The organism is Aeromonas jandaei, assembly GCF_037890695.1.
Classification (GTDB): Bacteria; Pseudomonadota; Gammaproteobacteria; order Enterobacterales; family Aeromonadaceae; genus Aeromonas; species Aeromonas jandaei.
Map to the genome: position 1 here is coordinate 494,578 of NZ_CP149571.1, position 15,861 is coordinate 510,438.

At 60.9% G+C, this 15,861-nt stretch carries 20 protein-coding genes; 12 read left to right on the plus strand and 8 right to left on the minus strand.

Annotated features, from left to right (window positions below):
- Positions 1-28: 28 nt before the first annotated feature.
- From mlaF to murA, 7 genes are read left to right on the plus strand one after another with little or no spacing between them, the layout of a single operon-like run.
- Entirely contained in the window at positions 29-829 is an 801-nt protein-coding gene (mlaF, locus tag WE862_RS02490) for a phospholipid ABC transporter ATP-binding protein MlaF (RefSeq protein WP_042030127.1), read from the plus strand.
- The gene (mlaE, locus tag WE862_RS02495) at positions 829-1,608 is read left to right on the plus strand and encodes a lipid asymmetry maintenance ABC transporter permease subunit MlaE (protein WP_033115464.1); all 780 of its coding nucleotides are present in this window, start codon (positions 829-831) and stop codon (positions 1,606-1,608) included. Before mlaF ends, mlaE begins: the two co-directional genes overlap by 1 nt.
- 7 nt (positions 1,609-1,615) lie before the next feature.
- Positions 1,616-2,116 carry an outer membrane lipid asymmetry maintenance protein MlaD gene (mlaD, locus tag WE862_RS02500; RefSeq protein WP_033115465.1) on the plus strand — a complete coding sequence of 167 codons (501 nt, stop codon included), beginning with the start codon at positions 1,616-1,618 and terminating at the stop codon, positions 2,114-2,116.
- 2 nt (positions 2,117-2,118) lie between these two features.
- Positions 2,119-2,751: a phospholipid-binding protein MlaC gene (gene mlaC, locus WE862_RS02505; protein WP_033115466.1), complete on the plus strand. Its 633-nt coding sequence runs from the start codon at positions 2,119-2,121 to the stop codon at positions 2,749-2,751.
- Entirely contained in the window at positions 2,748-3,020 is a 273-nt protein-coding gene (locus WE862_RS02510; protein ID WP_042030128.1) for an STAS domain-containing protein, read from the plus strand. The genes mlaC and WE862_RS02510 overlap by 4 nt, the downstream gene beginning before the upstream one ends.
- The gene (gene ibaG, locus WE862_RS02515; protein ID WP_033115468.1) at positions 3,020-3,277 is read left to right on the plus strand and encodes a BolA family iron metabolism protein IbaG; all 258 of its coding nucleotides are present in this window, start codon (positions 3,020-3,022) and stop codon (positions 3,275-3,277) included. Before WE862_RS02510 ends, ibaG begins: the two co-directional genes overlap by 1 nt.
- A 19-nt stretch (positions 3,278-3,296) precedes the next feature.
- Positions 3,297-4,553: a UDP-N-acetylglucosamine 1-carboxyvinyltransferase gene (gene murA, locus WE862_RS02520; protein WP_041210116.1), complete on the plus strand. Its 1,257-nt coding sequence runs from the start codon at positions 3,297-3,299 to the stop codon at positions 4,551-4,553.
- A gap of 87 nt (positions 4,554-4,640) precedes the next feature.
- Here the strand turns inward: murA and pmbA are convergent, their stop codons facing one another.
- Positions 4,641-5,984, minus strand: a complete 1,344-nt coding sequence (gene pmbA, locus WE862_RS02525; protein WP_042030129.1) for a metalloprotease PmbA — start codon at positions 5,982-5,984, stop codon at positions 4,641-4,643.
- A gap of 113 nt (positions 5,985-6,097) precedes the next feature.
- On the opposite strand from pmbA, the gene yjgA reads away from it, so the two are divergent.
- A complete protein-coding gene (gene yjgA / locus WE862_RS02530; RefSeq protein WP_041210114.1) occupies positions 6,098-6,622 on the plus strand; it encodes a ribosome biogenesis factor YjgA in 525 nt (174 codons plus the stop codon).
- A gap of 397 nt (positions 6,623-7,019) precedes the next feature.
- Complete coding sequence (locus tag WE862_RS02535; RefSeq protein WP_042030131.1) at positions 7,020-7,802, plus strand: gamma-glutamyl-gamma-aminobutyrate hydrolase family protein; 783 nt, start codon at positions 7,020-7,022, stop codon at positions 7,800-7,802.
- On the opposite strand, the gene WE862_RS02540 is transcribed toward WE862_RS02535, so the two are convergent.
- Positions 7,803-8,186 carry a hypothetical protein gene (locus tag WE862_RS02540; RefSeq protein ID WP_041210163.1) on the minus strand — a complete coding sequence of 128 codons (384 nt, stop codon included), beginning with the start codon at positions 8,184-8,186 and terminating at the stop codon, positions 7,803-7,805.
- A gap of 143 nt (positions 8,187-8,329) precedes the next feature.
- Between WE862_RS02540 and WE862_RS02545 the strand changes: the two genes are divergently transcribed.
- Complete coding sequence (locus WE862_RS02545) at positions 8,330-9,856, plus strand: cyclic nucleotide-binding domain-containing protein (protein ID WP_339058696.1); 1,527 nt, start codon at positions 8,330-8,332, stop codon at positions 9,854-9,856.
- A 76-nt stretch (positions 9,857-9,932) separates the two neighbouring features.
- Here the strand turns inward: WE862_RS02545 and WE862_RS02550 are convergent, their stop codons facing one another.
- From WE862_RS02550 to lptM, 6 genes are all read right to left on the minus strand, one after another.
- Complete coding sequence (locus tag WE862_RS02550) at positions 9,933-10,643, minus strand: HAD-IA family hydrolase (RefSeq protein WP_042030133.1); 711 nt, start codon at positions 10,641-10,643, stop codon at positions 9,933-9,935.
- 33 nt (positions 10,644-10,676) lie between these two features.
- The gene (gene xerC / locus WE862_RS02555; RefSeq protein ID WP_042030134.1) at positions 10,677-11,642 is read right to left on the minus strand and encodes a tyrosine recombinase XerC; all 966 of its coding nucleotides are present in this window, start codon (positions 11,640-11,642) and stop codon (positions 10,677-10,679) included.
- Complete coding sequence (locus WE862_RS02560) at positions 11,635-12,315, minus strand: DUF484 family protein (RefSeq protein ID WP_033115477.1); 681 nt, start codon at positions 12,313-12,315, stop codon at positions 11,635-11,637. The genes xerC and WE862_RS02560 overlap by 8 nt, the downstream gene beginning before the upstream one ends.
- A 100-nt stretch (positions 12,316-12,415) precedes the next feature.
- On the minus strand, positions 12,416-13,246 hold the full coding sequence (dapF, locus tag WE862_RS02565) for a diaminopimelate epimerase (protein WP_033115478.1): 831 nt from the start codon (positions 13,244-13,246) through the stop codon (positions 12,416-12,418).
- 49 nt (positions 13,247-13,295) lie between these two features.
- The gene (lysA, locus tag WE862_RS02570) at positions 13,296-14,546 is read right to left on the minus strand and encodes a diaminopimelate decarboxylase (RefSeq protein WP_042030135.1); all 1,251 of its coding nucleotides are present in this window, start codon (positions 14,544-14,546) and stop codon (positions 13,296-13,298) included.
- A 32-nt stretch (positions 14,547-14,578) separates the two neighbouring features.
- Positions 14,579-14,755, minus strand: a complete 177-nt coding sequence (lptM, locus tag WE862_RS02575; protein WP_082035419.1) for an LPS translocon maturation chaperone LptM — start codon at positions 14,753-14,755, stop codon at positions 14,579-14,581.
- A 73-nt stretch (positions 14,756-14,828) separates the two neighbouring features.
- Here lptM and cyaY point away from each other — a divergent pair, with 73 nt between their 5' ends.
- Together cyaY and WE862_RS02585 are read left to right on the plus strand one after the other, a co-directional pair.
- Positions 14,829-15,143: an iron donor protein CyaY gene (cyaY, locus tag WE862_RS02580; RefSeq protein ID WP_033115480.1), complete on the plus strand. Its 315-nt coding sequence runs from the start codon at positions 14,829-14,831 to the stop codon at positions 15,141-15,143.
- A complete protein-coding gene (locus tag WE862_RS02585; RefSeq protein ID WP_042030137.1) occupies positions 15,140-15,793 on the plus strand; it encodes an alpha/beta hydrolase in 654 nt (217 codons plus the stop codon). Before cyaY ends, WE862_RS02585 begins: the two co-directional genes overlap by 4 nt.
- The last annotated feature ends 68 nt before the right edge of the window (positions 15,794-15,861 follow it).

Below are 15,861 nucleotides of genomic sequence, written 5' to 3' on the forward strand. Positions count from 1 at the left end.
CATAAAATTCGCACCTCATTTACACCGAATGGACAATTGTTTGAACAATGACCTGATCACCGTCTCCGATCTGACCTTCAGTCACGGAGACAGGCTGCTGTATGACGGGATCAACCTGACCATTCCCCGTGGCAAGGTCACCGCCGTCATGGGCCCGAGCGGCATCGGCAAAACGACCCTGCTGCGGCTGATCGGGGGCCAGCTCAAACCAGAGTCCGGTCATATCCTGTTTGACGGGGAAGATATCCCCGCCCTCTCCCGTTCGCGCCTCTACGAGGTGCGCAAGCGGATGAGCATGCTGTTCCAGAGCGGTGCCCTCTTTACCGGCATGACGGTCTACGACAACGTGGCCTTCCCGTTGCGGGAGCACTCAGGTCTGCCGGAAGAGCTGATCCACACCATTGTCATGATGAAGCTGCAGGCTGTAGGTCTGCGCGGCGCGGCAAAACTGATGCCTTCCGAGCTCTCCGGCGGCATGGCCCGCCGGGCAGCACTGGCTCGCGCCATCGCGCTGGATCCAGATCTCATCATGTATGACGAGCCGTTTGTCGGCCAGGATCCCATCACCATGGCGGTGCTGGTCAAGCTAATAAAGGATTTGAATGATGCCCTTGGTATCACCTCCGTCATCGTCACCCACGACGTGAAAGAGGTGCTCAGCATCGCCGATTACGCCTACATCATCGCCAACCGCAAGGTGGTGGCACACGGTACGCCGGAACAGCTGCGCGAGGAACACAACCCCGAAGTCGAGCAGTTCCTCAAAGGATTGCCCGATGGTCCTGTTCCGTTTCACTTTCCGGCAGGCGACCTGCTACAGGATCTCTGATGTTGATAAGTCAAATAAGCAAACTGGGGCGGGTCGGCATTCGCGCCATCACCTCCCTGGGTCGGGCAGCCATCATGCTGTTCCATGCGCTGGCAGGCAAACCCGAGCCACGCAAGCACTTCCCGTTGCTGGTGCAGCAGCTCTATGTAGTCGGGGTGCAGTCCGTCGCCATCATTCTGGTGTCAGGGCTGTTCATCGGCATGGTGCTGTCGCTGCAGGGTTACAACGTATTGAAGGATTTTGGTGCCGAGCAGAGTCTGGGCCCGCTGGTCTCTCTCTCCCTGTTGCGGGAGCTGGGCCCTGTGGTAACCGCACTGCTGTTTGCCGGTCGCGCCGGTTCGGCTCTCACTGCCGAGATCGGCCTGATGAAGGCGACCGAGCAGCTTTCGAGCCTCGAGATGATGGCAGTCGATCCGCTGCGCCGCGTGGTGGCGCCCCGCTTCTGGGCCGGGGTCATCAGCATGCCGCTGCTGGCCTTCATGTTCAGCCTGATCGGTATCTTTGGCGGCAAGCTGGTCGGGGTTGACTGGCTTGGCGTCGACGAAGGGGGCTTCTGGTCTGCCATGCAGGCCTCTGTCGACTGGCATGAAGATATCATGCAGGGTGCCATCAAGAGCCTGATCTTCGCTCTGGTGGTCACCTGGATAGCCCTCTTCAACGGCTATGATGCCAAGCCGACCTCGGCCGGGATCAGTCAGGCCACGACTCGTACCGTGGTTCACTCGTCCCTCGCCGTACTCGGCCTGGATTTTATTCTCACTGCAGTCATGTTTGGATAAGGTAAAGATGAAGTTCAGCAAAGTAGAATTCCTGGTTGGCACCTTCATGCTGGCCGGCATCGGTGCCATTCTGGCGTTGGCACTGCAAGTGGCCGGTTTGAGCTTCAAACCGGAAGGAGAAACCTATACCCTGCGCGCGCATTTCGATAATATCGGCGGCCTGAAAGTCCGTTCGCCGGTCAAGGTCGGCGGCGTGGTGGTTGGCCGGGTCAGCGACATCGTGCTCGACCCGAAAACCCAGGTTCCCGAGGTCACCCTGCAGATGGAAAAGAGTGCCGGCGAGTTCTCCGAGACCAGCACCCTCTCCATCCTCACTTCCGGTCTGCTCGGCGAGCAGTACATCGGTCTGGCCCCCGGCTTTACCGACGAGGAGATGGGGACCAGCATGCTCAAGGATGGCGACCTGATTGAAGACACCAAATCCGCCATCGTGCTGGAAGATCTGATTGGCAAGTTCCTCTATAGCAGCCAGTCCTCCGACAGCAAGTCAGACAGCAAGAAGGAGTAACCATGTTCAAGAAAATTGCCCTGCTGCTGGGTCTGATGACCAGCATGTTCTTTTCCCTGTCCGCTCAGGCGGTTGATGCCACCGATCCCTACGCATTAGTGGATCAGGCAGCCAAACAGACCTTTGCCCGCCTGAAAGCCGATCAGGCTGAGGTCAAAAGCAATCCGGATCACCTGCGGGTGATCATCCGCGAAGAGCTGCTGCCCTATGTGGACAACCGCTTCGCTGCCTACAAGGTACTGGGCAACCAGATCAAGGAGACCACTCCAGCCCAGCGTGACGCCTTCGTCGCCGCCTTTACCGAGTACATGGTGAGCTCCTACGCCGACGCGCTGGCCCACTTCGACAAGCAGACCGTCAAGGTCGAGCCGGGCAAGGCGCCGGGCACCAGCAACATCACCGCAGTCAACGTCAGTGTGAAAGAAGCCGGCAAGCCGGACATCTTCCTCGAGTTCAAGCTGCGCAAGAACAACAAGACCGGCGAGTGGAAAGCTTTCGACATGGTGGCAGAGGGGATCAGCCTGCTCTCCGCCAAGCAGAGCGAGCTGGGCGGCCTCATCCGCCAGAATGGCATCGATGCCGTGATCAAGCAGCTCAACGAACACAATGCCAAGCCGCTGGTACTCAAGAAATGATCCTGAGCGGTGATCTGCAAGCGCCACAGGTCAAGGACCTGTGGCAACGCCGCGACGAGTGGTGGCATGATGACCGGCTCGAGCTGGGCGGGGTCGCCACCCTCGACTCCGCCGGGCTGGCACTGCTGGTCAAATGGGCTAAAGCCGCTCTCGCACGAGGCGTCACACCGCAACTGGTGGGCGCCTCCAGTGATTTCTATACCCTGGCCAACCTCTACGGGGTGGCCGGTTTGTTTCAGTCAACTCCGCTCACAACTGAGGACGCATAATGCAAGTCTCTGAAATTGAAGCGATACTCCTCGAGGCTCTGCCATTGTCCGAAGTCCATGTCAAAGGGGACGGTAGTCACTATCAGGTGATCGCCGTTGGTGACATGTTTGACGGCATGAGCCGGGTCAAGAAACAGCAGGCCATCTATGCCCCGCTGATGGACAAGATCGCCAGCAACGCCATTCACGCCCTCTCCATCAAGGCGTTCACCGACGCCGAGTGGAAACGCGAACGTAAATTCCTAATGCCCTCCTGATTTGGTAACCAAGTAGAAAATGGACAAATTCAAAATCGATGGTCGTTGTACTCTCAACGGCGAAGTGACCATCTCCGGCGCCAAAAACGCCGCGCTGCCGATCCTGTTCGCAACCCTGCTCTGTGATGAAGAGGTTCACCTCTCCAACGTACCGCGCCTGAAAGACGTGGGCACCACCATCAAGCTGCTGGAAATGCTGGGCGCCACCACCAAGGTCAACGGCAATGTGACCGTGCTGACCGGTGCCGTGAACAACCACGTTGCCCCCTACGAGCTGGTGAAGACCATGCGCGCCTCCATTCTGGCGCTGGGCCCGTTGGCCGCCCGCTTCGGTGCTGCCGATGTCTCCCTGCCCGGCGGCTGCGCCATCGGTGCCCGTCCGGTAAACCTGCACGTCCACGGTCTGGAGCTGATGGGCGCCAAGATCACCATCGAGGATGGCTACATCAAGGCCCGCGTCGATGGTCGCCTGAAGGGTGCCCACATCCTGATGGATATGGTCTCCGTCACCGGTACCGAAAACCTGATGATGGCCGCCACCCTGGCTGAAGGCCGTACCGTGATCGAAAACGCCGCGCGCGAGCCGGAAGTGGTCGATTTGGCCCACTTCCTCAACGCGCTGGGTGCCAAGATCCAGGGCGCAGGCACCGACACCCTGATCATCGACGGCGTCGAGCGTCTGCACGGCGGCAGCTATAGCGTCCAGCCTGACCGTATCGAAACCGGTACCTTCCTGGTGGGCGCAGCGGTTACCGGCGGCAAGATCACCTGCCGCAACACCGACCCGACCCTACTGGAAGCGGTACTGGTCAAGCTGGAAGAGGCTGGCGCCCTGATTGAGAAGGGTGAAGACTGGATCACCCTCGACATGACTGGCCGCACGCTCAAGCCGGTCACCATCAAGACTGCCCCCTACCCGGCATTCCCGACCGACATGCAGGCCCAGTTCACCGTGCTGAACGCGGTGGCCCAAGGCACCGGCATGATCACCGAGACCATCTTCGAGAACCGCTTCATGCACGTTCCCGAGCTGGTTCGGATGGGCGCCGACATCGAGTTGCAGGGCAACGTGGCCATCTGCCGCGACACCGCCCAGCTCAAGGGTGCCCAGGTGATGGCGACCGATCTGCGCGCCTCTGCCAGCCTGGTACTGGCCGGCTTCGTTGCTGAAGGCTCCACCATCGTCGACCGCATCTACCACATCGACCGTGGCTACGAGAACATCGAGCAGAAGCTGCAAGGTCTGGGTGGCCGCATCGAGCGCATCAAGGGCTGATTGCCGCCCCTGAGCACTGGCTAACAAAAAGGCCCCTCGCACTGCGAGGGGCCTTTTGCATTCTTTCTGCTCGGCAGAACCGGGGGATCAGTGACCCGCCAGCTTCATGCTCTCCACCAGTACCGAGCCGGTCTTGAGGCTGGAGCGCTCATCTTCATCGCTACCCACCGCCACTATGTGGCTGAACATCTCGGCCAGATTGCCGGCAATGGTGATCTCCTCGACCGGATAGGCGATCTCGCCATTCTCGACCCAGAAACCGGCGGCACCGCGGGAGTAGTCGCCATTGACGATGTTGACCCCCTGCCCCATCAGCTCGGTCACCAGCAGACCGGTGCCCATCTCCTTGAGCATGCCATTGAAGTCCTGACCTGTGCTGGAGACCTGCCAGTTGTGGATACCACCGGCGTGACCGGTGCTGGTCAACCCCAGTTTGCGGGCGGAGTAGGAGGTGAGCAGCCAGCTCATCAGCTCGCCATTGCGCACTATGTCCATATCGCGGGTACGCACCCCTTCGCCATCAAACGGGGTACTGGCCAGACCGCCCAGCAGGTGGGGGAACTCCTGGATGGTCAGCCACTCGGGCAGGATCTGCTTGCCCAGCTTGTCCAGCAGGAAGCTCGACTTACGATAGAGATTGCCCCCGCTGATCGCCATCACCAGATGACCCCACAGACCGGAGGCGGTATCGGGATGGAACATGACCGGAGCCTGACAGGTCGCAATCTTGCGGGCGCCAAGGCGGGAGAGGGTACGCTCCACCGCTTCATCGGCGATGCGTTGCGGGCTCCAGATCCCTTCAAGAGTTCGGCTGGAGGAGTAGCCATAATCGCGCTGCATGTCGCCATCCTGCTCGCCGATCAGCACGCAGCTGAGGGAGTTGCGCGAGGCTGCATAGCCTTTGACGAAGCCGTGGCTGTTGCCATAGACCTTGATGCCGAGGTGGCTGGAGAAACCAGCCCCGTCGGAGTGCTTGATGCGGGCATCGCGCCCCAGCGCCAGGCGCTCGCACTCGGTAGCCAGCTCGATCCCGTATTGGGGATCCAGCGCCACCGGGTGGCACAGCTGCAGGTCGGGCGCATCCCAGGCCAGCAGTTCGGCATCCGCCAGACCGGCACAGGCATCCGGTGAGGTGTGGCGGGCAATCTCCATCGCCGCTTCAACGGCGGCGCGGATGGCGGGACGGCTCAGGTCGGTAGTGGAAGAGGAGCCTTTGCAGCCATCGCGATAGACGGCGATACCGAGCGCGCCGTCCTTGTTGAATTCAATGCTTTCCAGTTCACAACCGCGGGTGTTGACCGACAGTCCGGTCTGCTTGCTGATGGAGACTTCGGCCAGCGAAGCGCCCAGTCCTTTGGCAATATCCAGAGCCTCGGCAACCACGGCCTCGAGATGGGCTTGATCCTGGCGGATTTGGTCTTGCTGATCCATAACTCACATCTGTATGAAGGAAGGAAAGGGGCTAAGCATATCAGACCCCTGCGCCCAGCGGGAGAAGCTGGTAACATATCCACCAAATGTGAATGACAGGAATCAAGAGACCGATGAGTCACCATCAAGACGACAACGAGTGGGAAGATTGGGGCCCCAGCAAGAGCCAGCTCAAGCGTGATGCCGAAGCCCTGCAGAAGATGGGGGAAGAGATTGTCTCCCTCAGCCACAGCGAGCTGGAGAAGATCCCGCTGGATGAAGAGCTGGCAGAAGCGGTCGAGCTGGGCCGCAAGCTCAAGCCGAAGAAGGATGAGTCCTTCCGCCGTCACCTGCAGTTCATCGGCCGCCTGATGCGCAGCCGGGATGTAGAGCCGATCGCCGAAGCGCTCTCCATCATCAAGAACCGCCACTCCACCGTGAATGCCCGCCTGCACCGGCTGGAGCAGTGGCGCGAGCGGCTGATCAGCGAGGGAGATAGCGCCCTCAACGAGCTGATGTCCCAGTTCCACGAACTGGATCGCCAGAAGCTGCGCCAGCTGATCCGCAGCGCCAACAAGGAGCGGGAGCTGAACAAGCCGCCGGTCGCCTATCGCGAGATGTACCAGTATCTGCGCGGCGAGATTGAAGACCTGCTGTGATCCCCGAAAAACGCCTCCCCTTGCAGAGGCGTTTTTTTATGCACGCCCCGCCAGTCCCGCCCGCATCACAACACCCACCTCGTTTAATATATCCACCACAAAGCAGCAGTTTTATGCAAAGCGATGGCTTGAAATGACCACAAACAGGCTGTTTTGCGAAGATGCAAGCCACAACCATTAACATTTTTGCATCATTTTGTTTGACATATTGAACGGCCTTGGCAGACTGGAAGCAGGATCCAGGCTGTCGTTGCCGAGGCTGACCGACGATTCTGCCCCCGGGCCGACACGGGATCCCTTGACCATGCTTTGAGGCATGCCCTTGTCCGGTTTATGTGCAAGGGTCTGCCCAAGGCGCAGGATGCGAATTCAACGCCAAGGATAACTCAGGTGCCCTATGTCAACGCCTTCACTCCCTCCCAACCGTAAACCCGTCGTATTGATGACCATGGGCGCCCAGCCCCGCAACGGCCACGCCTATCAGGTGATGACCCACAAATACATCACACCGCTGGTGGAAATCAGCCACTGCATCCCGCTCTTGGTGCCCACCTGCTGTGGCACCGCCGATCTGGAGCAGTATCTGGATCTGGCGGATGGCGTCTACCTGAGCGGCGCGGGCTCCAACATAGACCCCGCCCTCTATGGTCAGGAAAATCTAACTCCGGAGAAGCAGCAGGATCGGGATCGCGATCTGTTCGATTTGCCGCTCATCAAGGGGGCGCTGGCGCGCGGACTACCGATCCTCGGCATCTGCCGCGGCATGCAGGAGATCAACGTGGCGCTGGGTGGGGATATCCACCAGAAGGTCTATAGCGAGCCGGGATATGACGATCATCGGGAAGATTCGGACGACTCAGTAGACGAGCAGTATGGCGAGAGCCACCAGATTCATCTGGTCTCCGGCAGCTGGTTTGCCGACCTGATGGGCGAAGAGAGCATTGCGGTCAACTCGTTGCACGGACAGGGGATCAAGACGCTGGGCAGCGGGCTGGAACCGCTGGCCCGCGCCGAGGATGGCCTGATCGAGGCGATCCACGCCCCTGTCATCTCCCCCTTCCTGCTGGCTGTGCAGTGGCATCCGGAGTGGAAAGCGAGGGAAAACCCCTACTCCATCAAGATCTTCCAGGCATTTGGCGATGCCTGCCGCAAGCGCCAGGCGGTCACCAGCAAGACCTAATTACTCACCAAACCCGCGCGCCTTGAGCTTGGGCATTCCCCCTCGCTCGAGGCGCAAGCCACGACAAGCATCCAGTCCTTTCAAGCCGCGCTGGATATGATCCGGCGACTGGCCGAAGACCATGCCATTGCTGCGATAGAGATTGTTGTCATCCAGCTCGAACTTCTCCCCTCCAATCAACAGCTGCTCACGGCCATTCACCTTGTCGCCACGCTTGATGGGTACCGTCATGTCGCTCAGCACCTCGCCAGTCGCACATCCCTCGCGCCAGCGTGCCTCGCTGGAGAAGGGGGTAATGGCGATCTCGCGCCAGGATCCATCCCTGAACTCGACCCGATAGCGATCCACCAGCAGGTCACAGCCAGCCAACGGCAAGAGCGCCATCAAGCAGATGATTTTCTTTGAAAATTGCACTGGAAGCCCTCCCTGAAGCTATTGAGTGCAGCATAAATAAAATGGCGCATCGGCACACCATTTCTCCGCCATGGAACAGCTATGCTGGAGGTAAACAATGCCAAGGGGCTGCTATGTTTGGCGATAATCTCACTGCACTACCGACCCTGATCTGGATCGGTGAACACCCGTTCTGGCCCCTGCTCACCCTCTCCCTGATGCTGGTGCACTTCTGGCGCCGCCCCGGCGAACGACGGGAGCTGCTCTCCGAGCTTGGTTTCGTGATGATGAGCATAGTGGTCATCGTCCTGATCCAGCTGGAAGGGGGCTGGTTCAAACTGCCGCTCCCCCACCATCTGCTGGTTGAGATCTCCACCCTGCTGGCAGGGCTGGTGATGGTGAAGATCTGGGGGATCCTGCTGTTCGAATTCCTGCTGCCGCTCTGCCACGTGAAGATCCCGCGGATCATCGCCGACATCGTCATCACCATCGGCTACATCGGCTGGGGGCTGTTTCGCCTCTACGCTTCCGGCATGGCGCTCGGGGAGATAGTCACCACCTCGGCGGTGATCACCGCCGTCATCGCCTTTGCCATGCAGGACACCCTTGGCAACCTGCTAGCTGGCGTATCGATCCAGCTCGACAGCTCCATCTCCATCGGTGACTGGCTGCAGGTAGACACCACCCAGGGGCGCGTCGTCGAGATCAACTGGCGCGCCACCACCATCGAGACCCGCAACTGGGAGACAGTGGTCATCCCCAACAGTCACCTGCTCAAGCAGCGTTTCACCGTGCTTGGCCGTCGCCGTGGCGAACCGCTCCAGTGGCGACGCTGGGTCTGGTTCGATCTGACGCTGGATACCCTGCCGACCCAGATCATCGCCCTGATCGAGAAGTCCCTGCGGGAGACCAAACTGCCCTGCGTCGCCAAGCACCCGCAACCTGACTGTCTGCTGATGAACGTCGAAGGGGGGATCGCCCGCTATGCGGTGCGCTACTGGCTGACCGATCTGGCGCGCGATGATCCCACCGACTCCATGGTACGCAGCCTCATCGATGCCGCCCTGCGTCGCAATGACAGGCGCCTCACTCCGCCGATCTTCAACGTCTTTATGGCCAAGGAGAAGCAACATCTGGATGCGCGCCACAAACGCCATACCGCCGAGCGTACCGACACGTTGCGCAAGCTGCCACTGTTTGCCATGTTGCAGGAGAACGAGCTGCTTCAGCTGGCCGATCAGGTGAAATTCGCCCCCTTCGTCAGCGGTGACGTAATGCTGGAGCAGGGGGAGGTATCAAGCTGGCTCTTCGTGCTGGTCAAGGGCGAGGCCGAGATGCTGGTCAATGCGGATGGAAAAGAGTTGAAACTCGGCACGCTCGGGGCCGGTGACTTCTTTGGCGAGCTGAGCCTGCTCACCGGCGAGCCCAGCACCTTCACGGTACGGGCGCTCGCCACGGTCGAGACCTATCGCATCAACCAGGCGATGTTCCAGGCGCTGGTTGCCCAGCGCGAATCGCTGGTCGAGCCCCTTTATCGGGTGCTGAGCGATCGTCAGCAGGAGCAGCAGGCACTGCTGGATCGCGAGGCGGAGTCCATGAAGCATCCACCACAACAGCTGGATCTGCTCGACAAGCTGATGAAGCTGTTTGGCGGCAGATAAGGCAACCTCGGGCGGAGTTGTGACGACAGCTCCGCCATACTACTTCCCCTTCATCACTTCACCAGCACGGCAACCTTCACAACAGCAGCTCGGCCAGCTCTCCCAACGCGCTCAGCTCTACATCCGGCAGTTGCTGCAACTGCTGCCATGGCTGCTGCCGCTCATTGAGCCAGGCGGCGCGAAAACCGTGGAGGCGAGCCCCCAGTACATCGGTCTCGGGATGATCCCCCACATGGAGGATCCGCTCCGCAGGCAGCTTGAGAGCACTGCGGGTCTGCTCAAACATATCCGGGGCCGGCTTCATTCTGGCATTCATCCCCGCCTTGCAGACCAGAGTAAAATAGGGTTCAAGCCCTGCCTGCACCAAATCGAGATTGCCGTTGGTGATGACCACCAGCGGATAGCGTGCCGCCAGCCGGGCCAGCAGGTCATGAGTCGCATCGCTCACCTCGATTTTCGAGCGCTCGGCCAGAAACGCTGCAAATACCTCTTCGGCCACGCGCCCGGCCTGCGCCGCCGGCATCCCCCCCTCCATCATGGCGGTGCAGATGGTCTGCTGGCGCGCCAGACTGACATCGTGGCGCAGCTCTGGCCGAGCCAGCAGCACAGCGCGTTTGAGCTCCAGCCAACGCGGCTTGTCGAGCATGGCAGTGGCCAGATATTCGCTGCGCAGGTGGCTCAACATCCACTGTTCGGCCCGCTCGATGGCAGGGCCGTTGTCATAGAGGGTATCGTCGAGATCAAACGAGATGGCGGCAACCGGCTGCCAGCGGCGATAGAAGTGCATGGACTCTCCTCTGCAACGGGGGCGCACGGCCCGTTATTCATCTTCCTGCGATTCAGGATCCCGCTTGGCCCTCGGGTGAGCGCTGTCGTAGACCTTGGCCAGATGCTGGAAGTCGAGGTGGGTATAAATCTGGGTAGTTGACAGGTCGGCATGGCCCAGCAGCTCCTGCACCGCCCGCAGATCGCCGGAGGACTCCAGCATGTGGGTGGCAAAGCTGTGGCGCAGCTTGTGGGGATGGACATGGGCATTGAGCGCCTGCTTGTTGCCCCAGCCATCGAGGCGGGCCTGTACCGAACGGGCCGACAGCCGCTGCTGGCGGCTGGATACAAACAGCGCCTCACTCTCGGTGCCCGCCAGCAGCGGTCGCACCTTGAGCCATTTGTGCAGCCACTCCACCGCCATCCGGCCGATGGGTAACACCCGCTCGCGGGAGCCCTTGCCGGTCACCCTGAGCTGACGATCGTCGAGTTTCACATCCACCAGATTGAGCCCCACCAGCTCGGCCAGGCGCAAACCGGAGGAGTACATCAGCTCCATGATGGCGCGATCCCGCACCGCCAGCGGATCCTGCTCGTCGGTGATGTTGAGCAGCTGGTGCATCTCGTCCACATCGAGGTTCTTTGGCAGTGGCCGCCCCTGCTTGGGGGTCACAATACCGCGGGCCGGATTGGCCACCAGCCGGCCCTGGCGCACCTGCCAGTCACAGAAGCTGCGCAGGGCGGAGACCTTGGTAGCGAGCGAACGGGGCGCCAGCCCCTCTTTGTGCATCCGGGTCACCAGAGTCCGAACCTGACTCGCCTCAAGCCGGCTCCACGTTTCGAGCCCCAGCTTCACCAGCGCGGCGGTCATCGCCTCCAGATGGGCCTGATAGTTGCTGCGGGTGTGAGGGCTGAGCTGGCGCTCGACCCTCAGATATTCGATGAATGCCGCCAGATCGTCAGCCAATCCGGACGGCAGTGGCTCGGCAACAGGAGGCGCCTTGGCGGGCGCCCTAGCCATGCGCCAGCTCTGGCAGCCGCAGTTGCAGCAGTCGGCCCAGCTGGCCCAGCAACAGGGTGTCGTTGTGCGGGGTGAAGTGGCTGGGATCCGAACTGGCAAAGGCCAACACGCCGAGATCGCCAAGCCGCATCAGGGCGACCGAGTTGACCAGCACGTCGTGACCAAACAGCGCCTGCTTCTCGCTCTGGTTCAGGCGGCCGAAGTAGTAATCCTGCCCCGGCAAACGTTGACCCAGCAGTTGCTCCAACTGTTTGCCCTCGGCCAGAAAGCGCGCCTCGGGGCCGCTTAACTGGAACTTTTTCGGATTAAGCCAGAGCCGCAGACCTGTCAGCCGCAGCCGCTGGACGAAGGCCTTGCCCATCACGGCACTCACCTCGAACAGGGTCTGGCAGCCATAGAGCTCGCCATAGAGATCGGCATAGACCCGGAAGATCCGCTCGTTCTCGCTGGCGATCCCCATCAGTTCGGTGATCTCCTGCTCCAGCTGTTCGATCCGCTCGCGCTGGCGATCCAGCTGGCGTTCGACCAGCGAGACCGATCCCTTGCGCTCGTGGGGAATGCGGATCCTGTCCAGCACGGCACCGTGGCGCTGGAAAAACTCGGGGTAACGGGCCAGGTACTCCAGCACGGCGGCTTCGTCCACCAGTTGCTCCTGCCGTTTGAGTTCACTCATAACTTGGTTGATCCATCAGAGAAAGGGGACTGGCCCCGACATCATGGGCAGCGGGAGCATGGCTCCTGCAGCCGAACCGCTATCAATCGGAATAACTGCTTTATACGTCGATCTGGCCGTCAAAGACATGCTCGGCCGGCCCGGTCATGTAGACCGGCTGGCCCGGCCCTTTCCAGGCGATGGTCAGTTTGCCGCCCGGCAGGCTGACGGTGACCCGCTCCTTGAGCTTGCCCTGACTCATGCCGATGACCGCGGCCGCACAGGCGCCGGTACCGCAGGCGAGGGTCTCCCCCACCCCGCGCTCGAACACCCGCAGCTTGATCTCGGTGGCGTTGACCATCTCCATGAAGCCGACATTGACCCGCTCGGGAAAACGCTCGTGACGCTCCATGATGGGCCCCAGAGTAGCCACCGGCGCATCGGCCACCGACGGCACCTCGATGACGCAGTGGGGGTTGCCCATGGAGACGGCACCGCACATCACGGTATGTTCCTGCGCCCGCAGCAGATAGGTCTTCTCTGCCTTCTGGGCCCGAAACGGGATCTTGCCCGGCTCGAACTGGGGCACTCCCATGTTGACCGTGACCTGATTCTCCCCTTCCAGCTGCAACACGATGCGACCGCGCGCCGTGCTGACCGCGATGCGATCACGGTTGATCAACCCCTTGAGACGCACGAAGCGGGCGAAACATCGGGCGCCATTGCCGCACTGCTCCACCTCGCTGCCATCGGCATTGAAGATACGGTAATGAAAATCGAGCTCGGGGTCATAGGGGGGCTCCACCAGCAGCAGCTGGTCGAAACCGACCCCGAAGTGGCGATCAGCCAGCTTCTTGATGACGTCGTTGCTGAAAAAGATCTTCTGGGTGACACCGTCCACCACCATGAAGTCGTTTCCCAGCCCGTGCATCTTGGAAAAATCTATCAACATCGTGCGTTCCTGTTTTTGGGCGCGCGCTCAAGGCACTTTTAAAGGCAGCTTAAGGCAGCAAGTGCTCACCGCGCCAGAGATCGGTCAACTGCTCGCGCTCTCTGATGAGGAACGATTGCGTACCGTCCACCAGCACTTCGGCGGCACGGGGACGGGTGTTGTAGTTGGATGACATGGTAAAGCCGTAGGCACCGGCCGAGCGCACCGCCAGCAGCGACCCCTCGGCGATGGCCAGGGTTCGCTCCTTGCCGAGGAAATCACCGGTCTCGCACACCGGACCCACCACGTCATAGAGCGCAGGGGTATGGCCGGCACGGCTATCCACTTCGATGATGTTCATCCAGGCGCCATAGAGCGAGGGGCGCAGCATGTCGTTCATGCCGGCATCGATCAGCGCGAAGTTGCGGGTCTCACCCGGCTTCAGATACTCGACCCGGGTCAACAGCACGCCGGCATTGGCGACGATGGCGCGGCCCGGTTCGAACAGCAGGGTCAGATCCCGGCCCGCCAGCTTCTGCTTGAGCGCTTCGGCATACTCGGTCGGGTGCGGTGGCTGCTCGGAACCATAGTTGACCCCCAGGCCGCCACCCACATCCAGATGGTGGATATGAATACCTTCCGCCGCCAGCCCATCGATCAGCCGCAGCAGCTTGTCCGCCGCCTCCATAAAGGGATTCAATTCAGTGAGTTGCGAGCCGATATGGCAATCCACCCCGACGATCTCGATATGTTCCATCGCCGCCGCCTTGCGATAGATGGCGGGGGCCAGCTCGATGGGGATGCCGAACTTGTTCTGCTTGAGGCCAGTGGAAATATAAGGATGGGTACCTGCATCGATATCCGGATTGACCCGCACCGACACCGGTGCCTTCTTGCCCATGCTGCCCGCCACCCGGTTGAGGCGCTCCAGCTCGGCTTCCGACTCCAGATTGAAGCAGAGGATCTCTTTATCCAGCGCGAGGCGCATCTCGGCCTCGCTCTTGGCCACCCCGGAGAAGACCACTTTGCGCGGGTCGCCACCCGCCGCCAGCACCCGTGACAACTCGCCACCGGAGACAATGTCAAACCCTGACCCCAGTCGGGCCAGCAGGTTGAGCAGCGCCAGGTTGGAGTTGGCCTTGACCGCATAGCAGATCAGGTGGGGAATATCGCCCGCGGCCTTGTCAAAGGCGTGCCAGTGACGTTCGAGGGTGGCACGGGAGTAGACATAAAGCGGAGTACCGTACTGCTCGGCAAGCTGTTGCAGCGAGGTTTGCTCGGCCTGAAGCTGGCCAGCGGCATCGTAGTTAAAGTGATCCAAAGGGGCGGTTCCTTCCTAGAATGGGTGCGGCATTATTGCGGCGCGGCCTCGTTGGTTGCCGCAGGGGTCGCAGGCTGTGCCGCTTGCGGTGTACTCTGGCTCTGGGGTTGCTCGGGAGGCGGCATATAAAGCGGCCCCTTCAGACCGCAGGCGGCCAACCCGAGGGAAAGAAGAGTAGCAAGCAGACACTTGGTGAACTGGGTAATCATAATGGTTCGCTGCGAAAAAAATTTTGGCCCTCTATAATCGCACTCACATTGTTAAAAGCAACAGGATAAACCGATGAAGGATCACGAGTATCACGCCCTGACCGACGCCTTTTTCCAGTACGTGGAGGACACGCTCGACGAGGGGTATCCGGATATCGACTGCGAGCGCAACGGGGGTGTCCTGACCCTCGTGTTCGAGAACAAGACCAAGGTCATCATCAACAAGCAGGAGCCGCTGCACCAGATTTGGGTCGCCACCCGCGAGAACGGCTTCCACTTCGAACTGCAGGGTGAAACCTGGATCGACAACCGTTTCGGCCATGAGCTCAAGGCTCTGCTGAGCAAGTCCTGCACCGCTCAGGCTGGTGAACCCGTGGTATTCCCATGATTGACCGCCATCCGCAGGGCGCCCGCTATGCGGTGATCTGGCTGCACGGGCTGGGTGATTCAGGCGCCGGCCTGGCCCCGCTGGTGGATGCGCTGGATCTGCCCGCTGACTTGCCAGTGCGTCACCTGTTGCCGGATGCCCCCGAGCGCCCCATCACCATCAACATGGGCTACAAGATGCGCGGCTGGTACGACATCAAGAGCTTCGAGGATCCCGCCGAGCGGGCCGTGGAGTCCCATGTCCGTGAATCGGCCAGCCAGATCAGCGCCCTGCTGGATCAGCTGGTCGCCGAAGGGTTTGCCCCCGAACAGATCGTGCTGGCGGGCTTCTCCCAAGGCGGGGTGATTGCCTCCTTCACCGCGCTGCGCTATCAGGCAACGCTGGCGGGCCTGCTCTGCATGTCCACCTATCTGGCCGCGCCAGACAAGCTGGCAGACGAAATGAGCGAAGCCGCTCGCTCCCTGCCCATCTGCTACATGCACGGCATCTACGACGATGTGGTGAGCCTGTCGCTCGGTTGGGATGCCAAGAACCGGCTGGAAGAGATAGGGCTTGCCCCGGAGTGGCACGAATACCCGATGCGCCACGAGATTTGCCGCCCTCAGCTGGGCGACATTCGCAGCTGGCTGCTGACCCGTCTCGGCGCCTGAGCAACCGCAAACGCAAACGGCCTGCAACTGCAGGCCGTTTTTATTGCTGGGCTCTCAGGATGCGTATC